This is a genomic window from Bradyrhizobium sp. 40, from assembly GCF_023100925.1.
Classification (GTDB): domain Bacteria; phylum Pseudomonadota; class Alphaproteobacteria; order Rhizobiales; family Xanthobacteraceae; genus Bradyrhizobium.
The window spans coordinates 5,544,838-5,562,794 of record NZ_CP064688.1 but is presented as its reverse complement, the minus strand read 5'-3'; the positions used below and the strand labels follow the sequence as shown (position 1 = coordinate 5,562,794).

13 protein-coding genes and 1 tRNA gene are annotated in these 17,957 nt (G+C 64.4%); 6 read left to right on the top strand and 8 right to left on the bottom strand.

Annotated elements, in window-relative coordinates:
- Positions 1–29 precede the first annotated feature (29 nt).
- From dxs to IVB40_RS26700, 5 genes are all read right to left on the bottom strand, one after another.
- Complete coding sequence (dxs, locus tag IVB40_RS26720; RefSeq protein ID WP_027568725.1) at positions 30–1,958, bottom strand: 1-deoxy-D-xylulose-5-phosphate synthase; 1,929 nt, start codon at positions 1,956–1,958, stop codon at positions 30–32.
- 598 nt (positions 1,959–2,556) lie between these two features.
- On the bottom strand, positions 2,557–2,808 hold the full coding sequence (locus IVB40_RS26715) for an exodeoxyribonuclease VII small subunit (RefSeq protein WP_027516568.1): 252 nt from the start codon (positions 2,806–2,808) through the stop codon (positions 2,557–2,559).
- Positions 2,809–2,881: 73 nt separating this feature from the next.
- Positions 2,882–3,811: a histone deacetylase family protein gene (locus IVB40_RS26710; RefSeq protein ID WP_018456262.1), complete on the bottom strand. Its 930-nt coding sequence runs from the start codon at positions 3,809–3,811 to the stop codon at positions 2,882–2,884.
- A gap of 134 nt (positions 3,812–3,945) precedes the next feature.
- The gene (locus tag IVB40_RS26705; RefSeq protein ID WP_247816796.1) at positions 3,946–5,604 is read right to left on the bottom strand and encodes a bifunctional metallophosphatase/5'-nucleotidase; all 1,659 of its coding nucleotides are present in this window, start codon (positions 5,602–5,604) and stop codon (positions 3,946–3,948) included.
- A gap of 79 nt (positions 5,605–5,683) precedes the next feature.
- A complete protein-coding gene (locus IVB40_RS26700; RefSeq protein WP_027516571.1) occupies positions 5,684–6,445 on the bottom strand; it encodes an enoyl-CoA hydratase-related protein in 762 nt (253 codons plus the stop codon).
- A gap of 248 nt (positions 6,446–6,693) precedes the next feature.
- On the opposite strand from IVB40_RS26700, the gene IVB40_RS26695 reads away from it, so the two are divergent.
- Positions 6,694–7,935, top strand: a complete 1,242-nt coding sequence (locus IVB40_RS26695) for an MFS transporter (RefSeq protein ID WP_247356872.1) — start codon at positions 6,694–6,696, stop codon at positions 7,933–7,935.
- Between the two features lie 91 nt (positions 7,936–8,026).
- Here the strand turns inward: IVB40_RS26695 and IVB40_RS26690 are convergent, their stop codons facing one another.
- Positions 8,027–9,805, bottom strand: a complete 1,779-nt coding sequence (locus IVB40_RS26690; RefSeq protein ID WP_247816795.1) for an acyl-CoA dehydrogenase — start codon at positions 9,803–9,805, stop codon at positions 8,027–8,029.
- Between the two features lie 255 nt (positions 9,806–10,060).
- On the opposite strand from IVB40_RS26690, the gene IVB40_RS26685 reads away from it, so the two are divergent.
- Positions 10,061–10,135 (top strand) — tRNA-Gln (locus IVB40_RS26685).
- 18 nt (positions 10,136–10,153) lie between these two features.
- On the opposite strand, the gene IVB40_RS26680 is transcribed toward IVB40_RS26685, so the two are convergent.
- Positions 10,154–11,416, bottom strand: coding sequence for an ROK family protein (locus IVB40_RS26680; RefSeq protein ID WP_247816794.1), 1,263 nt, complete (start codon positions 11,414–11,416; stop codon positions 10,154–10,156).
- 255 nt (positions 11,417–11,671) lie between these two features.
- Here IVB40_RS26680 and IVB40_RS26675 point away from each other — a divergent pair, with 255 nt between their 5' ends.
- From IVB40_RS26675 to IVB40_RS26660, 4 genes are all read left to right on the top strand, one after another.
- Positions 11,672–12,637: a sugar-binding protein gene (locus tag IVB40_RS26675; protein WP_247360128.1), complete on the top strand. Its 966-nt coding sequence runs from the start codon at positions 11,672–11,674 to the stop codon at positions 12,635–12,637.
- Between the two features lie 51 nt (positions 12,638–12,688).
- Positions 12,689–14,215 carry a sugar ABC transporter ATP-binding protein gene (locus IVB40_RS26670; protein ID WP_247360126.1) on the top strand — a complete coding sequence of 509 codons (1,527 nt, stop codon included), beginning with the start codon at positions 12,689–12,691 and terminating at the stop codon, positions 14,213–14,215.
- Positions 14,212–15,273 (top strand): ABC transporter permease, encoded by a 1,062-nt coding sequence (locus tag IVB40_RS26665; protein ID WP_247816793.1) that lies wholly within the window; start codon positions 14,212–14,214, stop codon positions 15,271–15,273. Before IVB40_RS26670 ends, IVB40_RS26665 begins: the two co-directional genes overlap by 4 nt.
- A 136-nt stretch (positions 15,274–15,409) precedes the next feature.
- Positions 15,410–16,759 (top strand): carbohydrate porin, encoded by a 1,350-nt coding sequence (locus tag IVB40_RS26660; RefSeq protein WP_247288392.1) that lies wholly within the window; start codon positions 15,410–15,412, stop codon positions 16,757–16,759.
- 150 nt (positions 16,760–16,909) lie between these two features.
- On the opposite strand, the gene IVB40_RS26655 is transcribed toward IVB40_RS26660, so the two are convergent.
- On the bottom strand, positions 16,910–17,797 hold the full coding sequence (locus tag IVB40_RS26655; protein WP_247399727.1) for a hypothetical protein: 888 nt from the start codon (positions 17,795–17,797) through the stop codon (positions 16,910–16,912).
- Positions 17,798–17,957 lie beyond the last annotated feature (160 nt).

Sequence of the window (17,957 nt, the reverse complement as noted above, 5' to 3'; positions counted from 1 at the left end):
GCTGATTCGCGGAAGGTCAAAGCTCGCTGTCAGGCGAGCTTGACCGTCTCGGCCTTGACGTCCTTGCCGAGCGCCTCGAACACCTTGGCGACGATGCCCTTGGCGTCGAGACCGGCACGACCGTACATCGCCGCCGGGGTGTCGTGGTCCTGGAACACGTCGGGCAGCACCATGGTGCGGAACCGCACCAGGCCGCTGTCGAGCGCGCCCTGATCGCTCAGGTACTGCGCGACATGCGAGCCGAAACCGCCGACCGAGCCTTCCTCGATGGTGATGAGGATCTCGTGGTCGCGCGCGAGCTTGAGCACCAGCTCGGTGTCCAGCGGCTTCATGAAGCGCGCATCCGCGATCGTGGTCGAAAGGCCGTGGGCTGCGAGCTCGTCGGCGGCCTTCTCGCATTCGGCAAGGCGCGTGCCGAAGGAGAGCAGGGCAATCTTGCTGCCCTGGCGGACGATGCGGCCCTTGCCGATCTCGAGCGGAATGCCGACTTCGGGCATCTCGATGCCGCGGCCTTCGCCGCGCGGATAGCGCAGCGAGCTCGGACGATCGTTGATCGCGACCTGCGTTGCAACCATGTGCACCAGCTCGGCTTCGTCGGCCGCGGCCATGATCACCATGTTCGGCAGACAGCCGAGATAGGCGTTGTCGAACGAGCCGGCATGGGTGGCGCCGTCGGCGCCGACGAGGCCGGCGCGGTCGATGGCGAAGCGCACGGGCAGGCTCTGGATCGCGACGTCATGCACGATCTGGTCGTAGCCGCGCTGCAGGAAGGTCGAGTAGATCGCGCAGAAGGGCTTGTAGCCTTCGGTGGCGAGGCCGGCGGCGAACGTCACTGCGTGCTGCTCGGCAATGCCGACGTCGAAGGTGCGGTCCGGGAACGCCTTGTTGAAGATGTCGACGCCGGTGCCGGAGGGCATCGCCGCGGTGATGGCGACGATCTTGTCGTCCTTCTCCGCTTCCTTGACGAGGCTCTGGCCGAACACGTTCTGATAGGCCGGTGCATTCGGCTTGGACTTGGCCTGGGTGCCGGTCGCAACGTCGAACTTGACCACGGCGTGGTACTTGTCGGCGGAGGCTTCCGCCGGGCCGTAGCCCTTGCCCTTCTGCGTCACGACGTGAACCAGGATCGGGCCGGTCTCCATGTCGCGCACGTTCTTCAGCACGGGCAGGAGATGGTCGAGGTTATGACCGTCGATCGGGCCGACATAGTAGAAGCCGAGCTCCTCGAACAGCGTGCCGCCGTCCATCATGAAGCCGCGGGAATATTCCTCGACGCGGTTGGCGCGGCTGGCGATGATCTTGGGCAAGCGCTTGTTGATCTGCTTGGCCGCATCGCGCAGCGTGCGGTAGGTCTTGCCCGAGTAGAGCCGCGACAGGTAGGCGCTCATCGCGCCGACCGGCGGCGCGATCGACATGTCGTTGTCGTTGAGGATGACGATCAGGCGCGAGTTCATCGCACCCGCATTGTTCATGGCCTCATAGGCCATGCCCGCCGACATCGCGCCGTCACCGATGACGGCGATAACGTTGTTCTTGCCGCCAGCGAGGTCGCGCGCGACCGCCATGCCGAGGCCGGCGGAGATCGAGGTCGAGGAATGCGCGGCGCCGAACGGATCGTAATCGCTCTCGCTGCGCTTGGTGAAGCCGGACAGGCCGCCGCCGGTGCGCAGCGTGCGGATGCGATCGCGCCGGCCGGTGAGGATCTTGTGCGGATAGGCCTGGTGGCCGACGTCCCAGATCAGCCGGTCGCGCGGGGTGTCGAAGACGTAATGGATCGCAGTGGTGAGCTCGACCACGCCGAGGCCCGCGCCGAAATGACCGCCGGTCACCGAGACGGCATCGATGGTCTCCTGACGCAGCTCGTCGGCGACCTGTCGAACCTGCTCGACCTTGAGCTTGCGCAGGTCGTCGGGCGTCCGGATGGTGTCGAGAAGCGGCGTTTTACTATATGCGTTCACGGCGATTTCCAATTTGTCAGCGCCGGAAGATCGTTCCGGTGCGCGATGGGTTTGCTCAATATCGGCGCAGCGCGAGTCCTTAAACCGTCGGAGCCACCTGCATGGGGCAAAGCCCCGTCTTCAAGCTTAGGTGAGCTTAAGTGCTCTCCGGTTCAGTCTCTGTGATCCCTGTCACTTAGATCGGCTTCGTCCATCCCAGCCAATTCATCAGCAGTTTGAAGCGCTTGTCGTCGGCAATCAGTGCCTACGCAAGGCTTACAAAAAGCCACACTCCGCGCAGCTTTACACCAAAGCTTGGGCCAAAGCCAACCCGCTGGGCCGATTACGGGCATGCACCTGCAACCCCCGGGCCAGAGTGGTTAATCCCGGCGCCAGCTCAAGAGTTCCAAGCTTGCTCGGTTCCTCGGCAGGTTTTTGGGGTGTGAGAAGCTGCTTTAGACGGGATTTTCGGAGACGATGGGCCCGCGTGAGGGAGTTCCATGATCTCCCCGGGCCCGGTTCCCTGGATCAAAGCAGCAGCAGCGGCCCGACGCGGGCGTGCGATCATGAAAAATTGCGGGTGGCCGATGCGTGGGATGGGCGGTTTTGAAGGCGGCCCTTACTGGACGTCGAGCGGCGCGGTGCCGGTGGCCTGGCCGCTGGCATCGGTGGTGATCTTGTCGACGCGCGCCTCAGCCTGGCGCAGCAACTCCTCGCAGCGGCGCTTCAGGGCCTCGCCGCGCTCGTAGATCGTCACGGATTCCTCGAGGGGCACCTTGCCGTCCTCGAGCCGCTTCACGATCGTTTCGAGCTCCTCGATGGCGCGTTCGAAGGTCAGCCTGGAGACGTCGATTTGGGTATTTTCGGCCATATAAGTTTCCGATTGCCCGATTCGCTTCACGTCGGAGAAAGCAAAGTTTTGCGGGCGCAATGTGGCGGGTGCGTCAGGCGCCCATCAGGGCGCCGACATGCGCCGTAACAGATTCTTTCAGTCCTTGCAGGTCGTAGCCGCCTTCGAGCACAGAAACAACGCGCCCCCCGGCGGTCTTGTCGGCGAGGTCCATCAGCTTGCGCGTCACCCAGGCATAATCCTCCGCGCGCAAATTCAGCGACGCCAGCGGATCGCGATAATGCGCGTCGAAACCGGCAGAGATGACGAGCAGCTCCGGGCTGAATTTTTCGAGCTGCGGCAGGATCAAATTCTCGAACGCGATGCGGAATTCCGGCCCGCCGTCCTCGGAGGCGAGCGGCGCGTTGACGATGGTGTCGTGGTCGCCGCGCTCGCTCTTGGCACCGGTGCCCGGAAACAGCGGCATCTGGTGCGTCGAGCAGTACATCACGGTCGGGTCCGACCAGAAGATGTCCTGTGTGCCGTTGCCGTGATGCACGTCGAAATCAACGATGGCCGCGCGCTTGATGCCGTATTTGCGCTGCGCGTGGCGCGCGGCGATGGCGACGTTGTCGAAGAAGCAGAAGCCCATCGGCTTGCCGATCTCGGCGTGGTGGCCGGGCGGGCGCACCGCGACGAAGGCATTGCGATGCTCGCCGGCCATCACCGCTTCGGTCGCCGCGACCGCGCCGCCGACGCCGCGCATCACCGCTTCCCACGTGCCCGGCGACATCGAGGTGTCGCCATCGATATAGACCTGTCCGCTGGTCGGCGCGATGTGGCGCAGCTCCGTGACGTAGTGCTCGTTGTGGCAGAGCGTGACGAGGTCGAGATCGCCCTCCGGTGCCTGGTCGCGCACCAGGAACTGGAAGCGCTCATGCGACAGCGCCTCCTCCACCGCACGCAGGCGGTCCGGCCTTTCAGGGTGTCCCGGCGGCGTGACGTGGTCGAGGCAGGCCTTGTGGGAGAGGAGAAGCGTACTCATCAGTCGGCCTCATGGGATGCGGGCTCTCGACGTCGCTTGGCGCATCCGGCGCCAAAACGCAAATGCAAAACCCAATCTATGCGTTCCCCCGGGAATGGCAAAGGGTGGTCCCGGACCGGTCCGTTTGATCCGGATCAATTCACGCGCAGGATGCGGCTCAGCGGCAGCGGCCCGATCGGTCCGTGCGCCCTGAAGAACGCGAACAGCGCGTCGGCGTCGTAGCCGCCATATTGCGGCCCCGTGCCCTGTTTGACGACAGTGAAGCCGTCGCCACCGACTGCGAGGTAATCGTTGAGGGTGACGCGGTAGCCGCTTCCGGCTTCGATCGGTCTGCCGTTGAGTGTCATCTTCTCGTTGATCACGCGCTCGCCGTACGGCTTCGCCGCATCCCAGGCGTAACTGAACCCGTTCGAGACCTGGAGAATCCGCGGCCGCTTCGGATCGAGCCATTGCTGCTCCAGCATGTCCTTGAGCTGGCTGCCCGTGAGCGTCATGGTGACGAGCCGGTTGCGGAACGGCTGGCTGGCGAAAACGTCGCCGAAGGTGATCGCGCCGTTCTCCTTTGGAACGATGTCGGTGCGGATGCCGCCGGGATTGGTGAGTGCGATGACGGCACCGCCGTCCCTGGAGTCCCGGGTCGCGGCGAGCTGCGCGTCCGCAATGACGTCGCCGAGCGCGCTTTCGCCGGCCTCGTTCGGCACGCGTGACAGCGTCTGCGTCACCGATCCAGCCGGGCGATTGGCGATCGGCGCCGAAAGTCTGTCGTAGGCATCGATCAGTGCGGTCTGCTCGGGATCCCTAGGCAGCGAGGCATTGGCGACGAGGACGTTCTCGGCCTTGGCGCTGACGACGTCGCGGGTTACAGGATCGAGCTTGAGATCGATCGCGGTGACCAGCGTACCGTATTTGTCGCCGCTGGTGACGAGCCGCCCGTCAATATCGCAGACATAAGCACGATGGGTGTGGCCACTGACCACGACGTCGACGGCGCGATCGAATTTCTTCACGATGTCGACGATCGGCCCGGTGATGGCAGGGCATTCATTGTAGTCACCGGCCGGCTCGCCGCCCTGGTGGATCAGCACCACGATCGCCTCGACCCCGCGCGCCTTCAGCTGCGGCACCAGCGCGTTCACCGTCTCGGCTTCGTCGCGGAATTCGAGGCCCGTGACGCCCGATGGCGAGACGATGCCCGCGGTCTCCTTCAAGGTGAGCCCGATGAAGGCGATGGGGATGCCCTCGAACTCCCTGATCTCGTAAGGCGGCAGCACGCTCCTGCCGGTCGTGGTCTCGATGGTGGACGCCGCGAGATAGTGGAATTTGGCGCCCGTAAAGGGATGCGGCCCCTGACAGCCGTCGACGGGATGACAACCCCCGTTCTGCATCCGCAACAGCTCGGTCTTGCCCTCGTCGAATTCGTGATTGCCGACCGAACTGATCGCGAGCCCCATCATCGAGAGCGACTCGATCGAAGGCTCGTCGTGGAACATTGCCGACAGGAACGGGCTCGCGCCGATCAGGTCGCCGGCGGCGACGAAGATCGTGTTCTTGTGGCCCTCGCGCAGCTGCTTCACCAGCGTCGCCATGTATTCGGCACCGCCGGCGGCCACCATCACCTTCCTGGACTTGTCCTCGGGATCGCTGATCCGGATGCCGCCCGGCGGCGGGCGCAGATTGCCGTGGAAATCGTTGATCGCGAGGATGCGCAGCTCGACGGGTGCGGCGGTTTGGGCGGACGCGGGCAGGGCGGCGAGCGCGAGCGAGAAGACGGTCAGGCGGAGAACATGTCGCATGGAACCAGACTAGTCGTTCCGCACGAAGATTTCACGAAAGTTCTCGCCGTCATTCCGCGGCGATGCGCCGGACGGCAGCCTATTTTTTCTTCTTCCTGTTCGCAAAAGCGTTGAATGCGGCGGTGGCTTCTTCCGACTTCAACCGCTCGCCGAACAAATGGGCCTCCTGGTCGATGCGGCGGGTGAGCTCCTCGGATGCGACGCGCAGCAGTTTGCGCGAGGTCGCGACCGCTTCGGCGGGGAGCCTGCAGATATCGCGCGCCACCTTGCGCGCCTCGACCTCGGTATGCCCCGGCGAGACCACGGTGTTGACGAAGCCGGCGGCATGCGCTTCCGCGGCCGTAAAAGTCCGTCCCATCACCAGCATGGCGAAGGCGCGCTGGTAGCCCATCGTGTTCGGCATCAAAAGGCTGGACGCGCCGACCGGCACCAGCCCGAGATGGATGTAGGGCGCGGAGAAGGTCGCCGCGTTCGAGGCCAGCACATAGTCGCAATGGAACAGCATCACGGTGCCCATGCCGATCGACGCGCCGTCCACGGCCGCGATCACTGGCTTGGCGTTGAGTGCGAGCGAATAGAGAAACTTGGCGCCGTCGGACAGCGTCTCGGGGCGGGACGTATCGGCGTGCATGAAATCGTCGATGTCGTCGCCGGCGGTGAACACGCCGGAGCCGCCGGTGATGATCATGCAGCGGATGTCGGGATTGTTCTGCGCGGTGTCGATCGCGCGGCTCATCTCCCGATACATGTCCTGCGTGATCGCGTTCTTCTTGCTCGGGCGACGCAGGGTGATCACGCGCGTTCCGCGCTCTTCGGTGACGATGATGTTGCCATTCGGCATGAAGGGGGCCCCTGCGGTCGCCGCGACACTGACATTGGCTAGACTCGCGAAACGTCAGCCTACATCATCTTGCAGGCGTGCCAATGCGTTGGCTCGACCTTTTGGAGACTGAATTCGCGTGAGACGGCCGCATCACGCTCCCCTCCGTGCTGCGCGTTGCAACAATCGGCTACCTTTTTCATTTGAAAAACCCCTGGTTGTGGTGCACGATCGCCTCGCGCCGTTCCATTTGGCCGATTGCCCGATTGATGATTGCCGCTACGCGTGTTGACGAATCCTCGCTGCACTATCGCGGCTGGCGCGTCGTGCTGGCCTGCTTCCTGATGGCTTTCTTCATGTTCGGCTTCGGTCTGTACGGCCAGGGCGTCTATCTCGCCGAGCTGCAGCGCGCCCATGGCTGGCCGGGCACGCTGGTCTCCGCAGCCAGCACCTTTTCCTTTCTCCTGACTGCCGTGCTCGTCATCTTCACCGACGATCTGCTCGCCCGCATCGGGCTGCGGTCGCTGATACTGTGCGGCCTGTCGGCGCTCGGCGCTTCGACGGTGCTGCTGGCGCTGCTGCAGACGCCCTGGCAGCTCTACCTCGCCTATGCGCTGATGTCGGTCGGCTGGACCGGCATGGGCACGGTGGTGATCGCGACCGTGCTGAACTCCTGGTTCGAACGGCGCCGCGGGCTCGCGCTCAGCCTCGCCTACAACGGCGCGACCTGCGGCGGCATCGTGCTCGTGCCGCTGCTGCTGACGCTGAGCGGCAGCATCGGCTTCCGTTCCGCGATGCTGGCAGCCACGCTGGCGATGGTGGTGCTGGTGCTGCCGGTGGTGGTCATCTTCACAGGCTGGCCGACGGAAATGCCGCCGACGCCGGGCGGGGATTCATTCGATGGCGGCACCGCCGTGCCTGCGGTTCACTCGCGCAAGACGCTGCTCGCCAACGCGGCGTTCTGGACCATGGTGCTGCCGATCGCGATCGCGCTGCTGGCGCAGATGGGATTCATCATCCACCAGGTGACGTTCCTCGAACCGCTGATCGGCCGCGCCAGTGCGGGCCTTGCCGTCACCATCATGGCGGCGATGGCGGTGGTCGGGCGCCTGTCGCTCGGCCTGTTCGTGGACCGGCTCGATCCGCGGCTCGCCTGCGCGGCATCGATGACGAGCCAGGCGGCGGCTCTGTTCGTGCTTCTGCAAACCACGAACCCGACCGTGCTGCTCGCGTGCTGCGCCGTCTACGGTTTCTCGATCGGCAACATGATCACGTTCCCGCCTTTGATCATCCAGCGCGAGATCGGCGCCAGCGCCTTCGCCGCCGCGATGGGACTGGGCACCTCGATCAGCGGCATCGTCAGTGCCTTCGGCCCCGGCATCGTCGGTCTTGTGCGCAGCGTAACCGGCGATTACACGAGCGCGTTTGCGATGTGCGTGGTGCTAGATCTGGTGGCGACGGCCGTTGTGCTGTGGCGGCCGGGGAGACGCACGAAGCTCGCGGCTTCGTAGCCCGGATGGAGCGCAGCGCAATCCGGGGCCGTCATCGCTCGTGGCACGAATCCTGGATTGCGCTGCGCTCAATCCAGGCTACGCATCGCAGCTATCCCAGCAGCACCGCATCCGCCGCCGCGACCGACTCCGCGCTCTCCGTCACGGTGCGCTCGAGCGCGCCAGCCTGTACGGCGATGTTCTCGGCGAAGAAGCGCGCCAGCGAGACGTAGCGCACGGCGTCCGTGACGCCATCGGATTTCGCGGCGAGCGCTTCGGATGCCAGCATGCAGCCGCCGAGCGTGGCGCCGAACTGCTGCAGATACGGCGTCGCGCCGGCCAGCGCCTCGTTCGGCGCGGAAGGAAGCCGCTCCAGCAGCCATTTGCTGGTGCGCGTCAGCGCCTCCAGTGCCTCGCGCAATTTCACGCCCGTGGTGCCGAAGGCGGGATCGTTGGAGGCTTCGACCTGCTTCACGATGGCCGAGAGCTCGTCGAGCAGCGCCCACACCGATGCGCCGCCGTTGGCTGCGAGCTTTCGCGTGACGAGGTCGATGGCCTGGATGCCGTTGGTGCCCTCGTAGATCGCGGTGATGCGGGCATCGCGATAGTGCTGCGCCGCGCCGGTCTCCTCGATGAAGCCCATGCCGCCATGCACCTGCACGCCGAGATAGGCGACCTCGTTGCCGATATCGGTGGAATAGCCCTTGGCCATCGGCGTCAGCAGTGCCGCGCGCGCGGCAGCGTCCGCGCGGACCTTCGGATCGCTGGCGCGGGTCGAGACGTCGATCGCGACGGCGGTCGCATAGCAGATGGTGCGCGCCGCCGCGGTCTGCGCCCGCATCCGCATCAGCATGCGCTTGACGTCGGGATGCACGAAGATCGGATCGGAGCCGTCACCCTTGTTGCCGAGGGCGCGGCCCTGCTTGCGCTCTTGTGCGTACGACAATGCCTGCTGATAGGCGCGGTCGGCGACACCGACGCCTTCGAGGCCGACGCCGAGGCGGGCCTGGTTCATCATCGTGAACATGCAGCGCATGCCCTGGTTCTCTTCGCCGACCAGGAAGCCGATGGCGCCGCCATGGTCGCCCATGGTCATGGTGCAGGTGGGGGAGGCATGCATGCCGAGCTTGTGCTCGACGCCAGAGGCAAAAATGTCGTTGCGCGCACCGAGCGAGCCGTTTTCGTTCACCATGAATTTGGGAACGAGGAACAGCGATATCCCCTTGGTGCCGGCGGGCGCGTCCGGCAGGCGCGCCAGCACGAAATGCACGATGTTGTCGGTCATGTCGTGCTCGCCATAGGTGATGAAGATCTTCGTCCCCTTGATGCGATAGGTGCCGTCGGCCTGCTTCTCGGCGCGGGTGCGCAGCGCGCCGACATCGGAGCCGGCCTGCGGCTCGGTCAGCTGCATCGTGCCGGTCCATTCGCCGGAGACGAGCTTCTCGAGATAGATGTTCTTCAGCTCGTCGCTGCCATGCGCGTCCAGCGCCTCCATCGCCGACGCCGTCAGCAGCGGGCAGAGGCCGAAGGCGACGTTGGCGGCACTCCAGATCTCGGTGCAGGCGGCGTTGATGGCGAGCGGCAGGCCCTGGCCGCCGAAATCCTCGGGGCCGGAGACCGCGTTCCAGCCGCCCTCGGTCCAGCGCTTGTAGGCATCCGGCCAGCCCGGCGCGGTCGTGACCTTGCCGTCGCTGAGCTTGATGCCGTGCTCGTCGCCGACCTTGTTCAGCGGCGCCAGCACGTCGGTTGCGAACTTGCCGGCTTCCTCCAGCACGGCGCTCACGATATCGCCGTCGAAATCGCCGTAATGGCCGGCCTCCATGGCAGCCTTCAGGCCGGCGCCGTGGTTGAGCGACAGCAGCATGTCAGAGATCGGCGCGCGGTAGGTCATGGCTCACTCCCGGAGAGACAGGTCTTGGCGTCGTATTCCCATGAAACGGCGGAGGTCTCAACTGTCGGGAGGGGGTGGCGGAACGCCTGTCGGGAGCGGGGGGCGTAGCGCCCATATAAGGCATGGCGCGGCGCCACCGGCGCCTGTGGTATTTTGCCCCTCCGGGCGGTTGAAATGCCGCGCCTCTCCCTATAGACCGGCACCACTCGAGGGAATCCGCGGACGCTCGTGTCGTCGCCGTTCCCGAAGGCCTGATGGGGCGTAGCCAAGTGGTAAGGCAGCGGATTTTGATTCCGCCATTCGGAGGTTCGATCCCTCCCGCCCCAGCCAGCGCTTAGCTCGCGGCGCTTACTCGGTCGCTTCCATGTGGTTTTGGTCCACGACCCGCAGCGTCCGTCGCACCATGCCCTCGACAATGACCGCCGACTCGCTTGGACGCAGATGGATCGCCGTGGACCTGAGCAGCCATGGCAACACCGCCTGCTCGAGCCGCTCCTCATAGGCGTGGCGCATCATGTCGAAGGCCATCAAGCCTGGACCCGCCAGGATGACGTGGTGCGGTCGCAGCACCGATATCGTTGCAGCGACGGCCTCGGCGAGCGCGCGACCCGCCTGCAGGAATAGGTGCTCGAGACGTGGATCTCCGCCCAGTGCGCGCTCGCGTAGCAGGGCCATCTGTCCCTCGGACGGCTGCTGCGAGTCCGCCGGCGGCAGATCGAGAAAGGTGCGGGCGTCGCGGTAGAGCGCATAATCAGCAAGATAAGCCTCGATACAGCCGCGCTGGCCGCAACGGCATTGCGGGCCGTCCGGCGCCAGCTTGACATGGCCGATCTCGCTGCCGGCGCCCCAGCGTGCTTCACCATCGGCAACGACGCCCATCCCGATGCCGTGACCGACCATGATCGTGGCCGAGAGGCCTTCCGCCAATGCCGGTTCGGCGGCCGTGAGGGCGAGCGCGACCGCGACAGCGTCGTTCGCCATCACGACCTCGACCCCGAACGCCTGACGTATCGGCGTCGCCAGATCGACTTCGGTGATCGACAGCGCGGGACTCCACAGCGTCGTGCCGGTGTCGACGTTCACGATGCCTTGCAGCGCGATCCCGATTCCCAACAGCCGATGGCGCGGCGTCGCCGTCGCATCGAGCAACGCATTGATCTGCGCGATCACGAGATCGCGCAGCGCGGCTGCATCGAGCGCGCGCGTCGACAGTGCAAGTCGCGACTGCGCCACGCCGGAGCCCCGGAAATCCGCGATCAGCGTCTCGATCAGGTTCATGCGGACCGAGATCGACACGATGCGCCCGAACTCCGGGTTCAGGGTCAGCAGCACGGCCGGCCGGCCGCGGCGACGGCCATTCGGCCCGTCCGCATCCTCTTCCTCGCCGTCCTCGGACCACGGCGTTGCCGCCGTCTCCGTCTCGCACAGCAGCTCTTCCGCGATCAGCCGCGACGTCAGGCCGGAAACAGCCGGGAAGCTCAGGCCTGTACTCCGGGCGAGCGCCACGCGTGGCAGCGGCCCCTGGCGTCGCAAGACGTCGACGAGCCGGCCGCGGTTGGATTCGCGGGCCGTGTTCGACACGCGTCTGGACGGCTCAATTTGGTCAACCATGCTGCCTCTTTAATTCATCACGTAAATTTAATGGAGAGGATGAGATGCCCGTGTGACCGAAAAAGCACAATCGGATTCGGTTTTCAGCAGCCATATTTACTATTATCGTACCATCTGTACTATTTAGACTTGAAGAAGGGGCAAGTACATCCTGATCCGGCTGGTTTGCCCTGCGGCATTTGTTCGCGATGTAAATAAAAGATGGCGCATAAGCGCTGTGAAACCCCTGAACCGGGGTGACCAAGGGAGGTGTACATGAACGGATCGATCAAGAAACTCATGGTGTCGCTGTTTGCGACCGCAGCTGCGCTGGCGCTTGCCACGGGGGCGGCGCAGGCCCAGCAGAAAAAGACCATCGCGCTGGTGACCAATGCTGCGGCCGATTTCTGGACCATCGCCGGCCGCGGGCTCGAAAAGGCTCAGAAGGAGCACCCGGAATACGACATCCAGTTGATCGTTACCAACGAGGCGACCGCGGCAGGCCAGCGGCGCGAGCTGGACGACCTGCTGGTGCGCGGCGTCGCCGGTATCTCGATCTCGGTCGACGATGCGCCGCACGCGACCGAAGAGCTCAACAAGGTTGCGGCCAAGACCGTGCTGATCACGACGGACAGCGACGCGCCGCAGAGCAATCGGCTTGCCTATATCGGCACCGACAACGTCGCGGCCGGACGCCAAGCTGGCGAAGAAATCAAGAAGGCGCTGCCGAACGGCGGAAAGATCGCGCTGTTCGTCGGCACGATGGACGCGGACAATGCCCGCGAGCGGGTGCAGGGCATCAAGGACGCCATCGCCGGCACCAAGGTCGAGCTGGTCGACGTGTTCACCGACCAGGTGGACTTCGCCAAGGCCAAGGCGAACATGGAGAACGTGCTGGTCAAATATCCCGACATCGCGCTGTTGTCCGGGCTTTGGAGCTACGAGACACCGCTGATCTATGACGCGGTCAAGGCGGCGGGCAAGGCCGGCAAGGTGAAGATCGTCGGTTTCGACGAGGACCAGCGCACGTTGCGGGGTGTTTCCGACGGCACGATCGAGTCGACGGTGGTGCAGCAGCCCTACGAGTTCGGCTATCTCTCCGCCACCAACATCATCAAGACGCTGAACGGCGACAAGTCCTGGATCCCGGCGGGCGGCAAGCTGATCGTGCCGACCAAGGTGATCAGCAAGGCCAACGTCGCGGCGTTCACCGCAGACATGAAGAACCTCCTCAAGAAGTGAGTATCAGGCGCCCGGCGGCACGGCCGCCGGGCGTCGCGCGGGAGGAAATGAATGGCGGAAATCCTGTTCGAACTCGCCGGGATCAGCAAATCCTATCCCGGGGTCATGGCGCTCGATGACGTCAGTTTGCACGTGAATCGCGGTGAGGTCGTGGGCCTGATCGGCGAGAACGGCGCCGGCAAGTCGACGCTGATGCGCGTGCTGGGCGGCGTGATCGCGCCGAGCGAGGGCGTGATCCGCATCGGCGGCACCGACCATGCACGTGTGACGGTGACCGAGGCGACGCAGGCCGGCATCGCCTTCGTGCACCAGGAACTGAACCTGTTCGAAAATCTCGACGTCGCAGCCAACGTGTTTATCGGGCGCGAGAAGCTGATGGGCGGGCCGCTAAAGCTGGTGGACAATGCCGAGATGCGTGATCGCGTGACGCCGCTGCTGGAGCGGCTGGGTGCCGATTTCGCGCCGGATACGCTGGTCGAAGACCTCTCCATCGCCGAGCGTCAAATGGTGGAGATCGCCAAGGCGCTCTCGATCGACGCCCGCGTGATCATCATGGACGAGCCGACCTCCAGCCTGACGATTTCGGAGACGGAACGGCTGCTGGAAGTGATTGCCGATCTGAAGGCGCACGGCATTTCGGTGATCTATATCTCTCACCGGCTCGGCGAGATCATGACCTGCGCTGACCGCGTCGTGGTGCTGCGCGACGGGCGCACTGTTGGCGAGTTGGCGCGGGACCAGCTGAGCCACGCCGCAATGATCCGGCTGATGATCGGCCGCGACCTGAAAGCGCTGCATACCCCGCCGAAACAGGCACCGCAACCGGGCGGCTGCGATATCGTCGGCGTCGTGACATCAGCCTTCCCCGACCGGCAGGTTGATCTTTCCGTGCGGCATGGCGAGATCCTGGGCCTGGCGGGGCTCGTGGGCGCCGGCCGCACCTCTCTTGCCCGCGCAGCGTTTGGCATTGACCCGCTGCTGGGAGGCGAGATCAGGATCGACAACGCGCCGGTCGCTGTCGCATCGCCGCGCGACGCGATCAGCCAAGGCATCTATCTGGTGCCGGAGGACCGCAAGAAATCCGGGCTCGTGCTGGAATTGCCGATCCGCGAGAACATGACGCTGGCGAGCCTGTTGGATCATGCGCGGATGTGGCTGGTCAGCGGCGCAGCCGAGCGCAAGGTCGCGAAAGAGCAGGTCAGGCGCCTCTCCATCAAGGCGCCGAGCATCGACATGGAGGTAGTGACGCTCTCCGGCGGCAACCAGCAGAAGGTCGTGCTCGGCAAATGGCTGTCCATGCAGCCGCGCGTGATGTTCTTCGACGAGCCGACCCGCGGCATCGACGTCGGCGCCAAGGGCGAGATCTACGCGTTGATGCGCGAGCTTGCCGACCAGGGCGTCGCGATCGTGATGATCTCCTCGGACATGGAGGAAGTCATCGGCGTCTCCGACCGCGTAGCGGTCATGCATGAAGGCAGCGTCAGCGGCGTGCTCGAGCGGGAGCAGTTCAGCGAATACAACGTATTGCGACTGGCCATGGGTCAGGCGCTCGAAACCGCGGAAGCGGCCGCGCCATGATCAGGAAAGAGCTCGGTCTGGGATTGCTGCTGGTGGTGATCGCCGCCATCACGGGCGCGATCAATCCCGCCTTCCTGTCGCTGGTGAACCTCTTGAACATGGCCAATCTGATCGGCCTGTTCGGTGTGTTCGCGCTCGGCGAGGGGCTCGTAATCATCACCGGCGGCATCGACCTGTCGCTCGGCTCGATGTTTGCGCTGCTCGGCGTCGTGTTCGTCGACCTTCTGACGACCTACGAGGTGCCGTGGCCCCTGGCGCTCGTGGCCGTGCTGCTGGGCGGGCTGGTGCTTGGCGGCATCCAGGGGTTCCTGATCACCCGGCTGAAGATGCAGCCCTTCATCGTGACGCTGTGTGGCTTGCTGATCTATCGCGGCGCCGCCCGCTACTACACGAGCGATTCGACCCGCGGCTTCGGTTACGGCGACGAGGCCGCGACACTGAGCAACATCGCTTCGGGCAATGTGGCGGGAATCCCGAACACCTTCATCCTCCTGATCATCCTTGCGCTGATCCTCGGCGTGCTGCTGCACCGCTCGGTCTACGGGCGCTGGCTTTATGCCGTCGGCAAGAACGAGGAAGCCGCGCGCTTCTCGGGCATCAACACGAACTTCGTGATCGCAACCGCCTATATCATCAGCGGCGGGCTCGCCGGAGTTTCGACGGTCTTGTTCGTGTTCTACACGAACTCGGTCTCGCCGAGCTCCTTCGGCAATTTCTACGAGCTCTACGCGATCGCCGCCGCCGTCCTGGGCGGGTGCAGCTTGCGCGGCGGCGAGGGGTCTATTCTCGGCATCGTGCTGGGCACGGCGCTGCTGCAGGTGTTGCAGAACCTGGTGAACATCCTGGGCATTCCCAATTCGCTGAACTTCGCGGTGATGGGCACGGTGATTCTGATCGGCGTATTGGCGGATCAGCAATTGCAGGTACGACGGCGGCGCAAGCAGGCACTGGCCGGCGTCGCCCGCGCCGCGCCGAAATCGACATTGGCCGATCAAGTCCAGGGCGCGTCACCGCGCGCCGCGGATGCGTTGCCGGCGAGAACGGGTGATCGGGCATGACGGATCCAGGCTCCAGTTGATACAAGGCTGCCTGGTCGGCGGCCGCTGGGGAGGGAGTGCGTTCCAGGCTCGAGGGCTTTGGGCAGGGACGTGAGGCGAAACAAGCAAAGCCTGAGACGGCGGGAGGACGAGTAAAATGTTGCGCAGGTTTATAAACACCGCAGGGGTGTGCGGTGTGGGGATTGCTTTCTCATCGCTGTTTTGCGGTGGAGTATATGCGGCCGATTTTTCGACGAAAGCTGCACCTGTTCCGTATGGTACGGCTGACGATTTCTGGACGCGGCCGTATCTGTTCGGCGATCTCGGCAGGACCAAGCTGAAGGAACAGGGCATCGAGCTGGGCCTGACGCTCGGCAACGAATCCGTCGGCAACGTCTCGGGTGGAAGCAGGAACACCGCAGCCAACGCCGGTCAGTTGTGGTTCGGCGCGAAGCTGGATATGGGAAAACTCGCCGGCATCCCCGGCGGCACCGTCGGTCTCACGCTGGTCGACCGCTTCGGCAAGAACCTGAATACCGAAGCGGACATTCCCGCCTTGCAGCTGACCAACGAAGTGTTCGGCCGCGGCAATATTCTGCGCCTGACGCAGCTCTATTATTCGCAGAAGCTTTTCGATGACCGCCTTGAACTCAAGGGCGGCCGTCTTCCGGTCGGCTCCGACTTCTTCTTCGGTCTCTGCGAGTTCATCAACCTGACCTTCTGCGGCGGCCAGCCCGGCAACATCCAGGGCGGCTACATCTACAATTGGCCGGTGAGCCAGTGGGCCGGTGTCGTGCATTACAAGATCGCGCCGGAATTCACGGTGTCGGTCGGTGTCTACGATGCCAATCCGGGTTACCTGACGACGTCAGACCCGGGCGTCTACTTCCTGCCCGGCATTCCCGCCTCGAATCGCGCCAGTGGCGTGATGGTGCCGGTGGAGTTGGTCTGGGCGCCGAAGGGCCCCTTGACCGGGACCTGGAGACTTGGCGGCTGGTACGACAGCGCCTCCTCCATTGATGGCGGTCTTCCGGGTGTTATCAGCACCATCCCGGGCGTCGGTGGCGTCCCGGATCAAAATATCAGTGATCAACGCGGCCGCTTCGGCGTTTACGAGTCGATCCTGCAGCGGTTGACCGTCGAGGGTCCGGGCGCGCAGGGTTGGTATACCTTCCTCAATACCACCGTCGCCGATCATCGGACGTCGTACCAGGATTACCAGATCGCCCTGGGCTTCAGGCATACCGGAACGTTCTCGTGGCGTCCCCAGGACGAAGTCGGCTTCGCGGTGGGAACGACCCACGTGAACACGGCTGCCCTCAGTCCCAACGCCGGCGGCAACGAAGTGCCGCTCGAAGTCTGGTACGGATGGCAGGCAACCGGCTGGCTGAACCTCAAGTTCGACGCCCAGTATGTCATCAATCCCGGTGGGCGCGGCTATAACGCGGTGGGCGTGAAGACCGATAACGCCGTGGTTCTTGGCATGCGCACCGAGGTCCACTTCTGACGGGACGCTCACCCGTCTGATGCTAAAGGTGGGCATGCCCGTCCCACCGGAGCGCACGCAACATGTGGCGGCTCCACTCAGCGGAGCCGCCCGGCCGCGACTTGGGTCATTACGACGTTGCTGCGGCCAGGCGCGGGACTTGGTGATCACCTATCCCTCGTACTGGTCCGGTCCCATCGCCCAAAGCGATTGATCGTGGCCGGATGCGTAGTTGCGATTGTTCAGCGCCGGATTGCGATTGACCATCGGCCGCATGAACATCGGATGGGTGGCGCTGCGCACCTCGTGCTCGACCGTGAACAGCGGCTCGCCACTGTCGAGATCGACGATGTCGCAGAAGCGGTACTGGTACTGATTGTCCTCGCGCGAGATCAGATCGCGCGCCAGCAGCTTGCGATAAGGGCCGGAGAAATCGGTGATGTACATCTGCACATGGTGGCCGTCATAGTCGCCTTGCGGTCGATCGGTCTCGCGAAACAACAAATGCTGGTCGCGGCCGGTCTTCACGGCGGCAACCGTGCCGTCGCCGTTCCGCAACTCGGATGGCATGCCCATGATCTCGGGGTAGAAGGCACAGATGCGCGGGGCGGATCCCACCGGCACGTCGAACTCGACATAGGGAATGCCGAGCGCGACGCGGCCGAAGCGCGCGGCGTCGGGCTCGTAGCAGCGCAAGCGGTTGCCCCACGGACAAATCGCCTCGACATGGTCGTTGTGCTCGGTGAAGGCGAACGCGGTGCCCTCGAGCTTCTTCGCGACCGACGCCAATCGCGCCAGCAGCGCCTCGCGGCCCGCGATGACCAGCCCGACATGACCGCGCAGCACCTGCGGCCGGCCGCTCGGCAAATGAAACTGACTTCGTCCGGCGTTGATCCACATATTGGTGTCGGACACCATCAGATAGGGATCGCGGGTGAGCCCAAGGCCTGCGACATAGAACAGCGTGGCAAGCCGCTGGTCCGGGACCTGGATGTTGACGTGCTCGAAATGGATCGCGTTGCCGAGATCTTCTTTGGATCGATCGAATTGTTGCGGCATGGACAAGGCTCTGATCGGGGAGGGACAGGTCCATACTAGAGCACAATTTCCGCCAGTCGAAATGATTCGCCCGATCACTCTCGAGGGTGGACATGGTCTCCGTTGCCACCTTGCCGCAAATGCCAATCCCTGTAAGCTGACGAAAAGCATAAAGGAAAGA

Coding starts and splice junctions, on each gene's coding strand:
- IVB40_RS26715 (WP_027516568.1), bottom strand. CDS start 2,808: ATGGCCGAAAATACCCAAATCGACGTCTCCAGGCTGACCTTCGAACGC.
- IVB40_RS26710 (WP_018456262.1), bottom strand. CDS start 3,811: ATGAGTACGCTTCTCCTCTCCCACAAGGCCTGCCTCGACCACGTCACG.
- IVB40_RS26705 (WP_247816796.1), bottom strand. CDS start 5,604: ATGCGACATGTTCTCCGCCTGACCGTCTTCTCGCTCGCGCTCGCCGCC.
- IVB40_RS26700 (WP_027516571.1), bottom strand. CDS start 6,445: ATGCCGAATGGCAACATCATCGTCACCGAAGAGCGCGGAACGCGCGTG.
- IVB40_RS26695 (WP_247356872.1), top strand. CDS start 6,694: ATGATTGCCGCTACGCGTGTTGACGAATCCTCGCTGCACTATCGCGGC.
- IVB40_RS26690 (WP_247816795.1), bottom strand. CDS start 9,805: ATGACCTACCGCGCGCCGATCTCTGACATGCTGCTGTCGCTCAACCAC.
- IVB40_RS26680 (WP_247816794.1), bottom strand. CDS start 11,416: ATGGTTGACCAAATTGAGCCGTCCAGACGCGTGTCGAACACGGCCCGC.
- IVB40_RS26675 (WP_247360128.1), top strand. CDS start 11,672: ATGAACGGATCGATCAAGAAACTCATGGTGTCGCTGTTTGCGACCGCA.
- IVB40_RS26670 (WP_247360126.1), top strand. CDS start 12,689: ATGGCGGAAATCCTGTTCGAACTCGCCGGGATCAGCAAATCCTATCCC.
- IVB40_RS26665 (WP_247816793.1), top strand. CDS start 14,212: ATGATCAGGAAAGAGCTCGGTCTGGGATTGCTGCTGGTGGTGATCGCC.
- IVB40_RS26660 (WP_247288392.1), top strand. CDS start 15,410: ATGTTGCGCAGGTTTATAAACACCGCAGGGGTGTGCGGTGTGGGGATT.
- IVB40_RS26655 (WP_247399727.1), bottom strand. CDS start 17,797: ATGCCGCAACAATTCGATCGATCCAAAGAAGATCTCGGCAACGCGATC.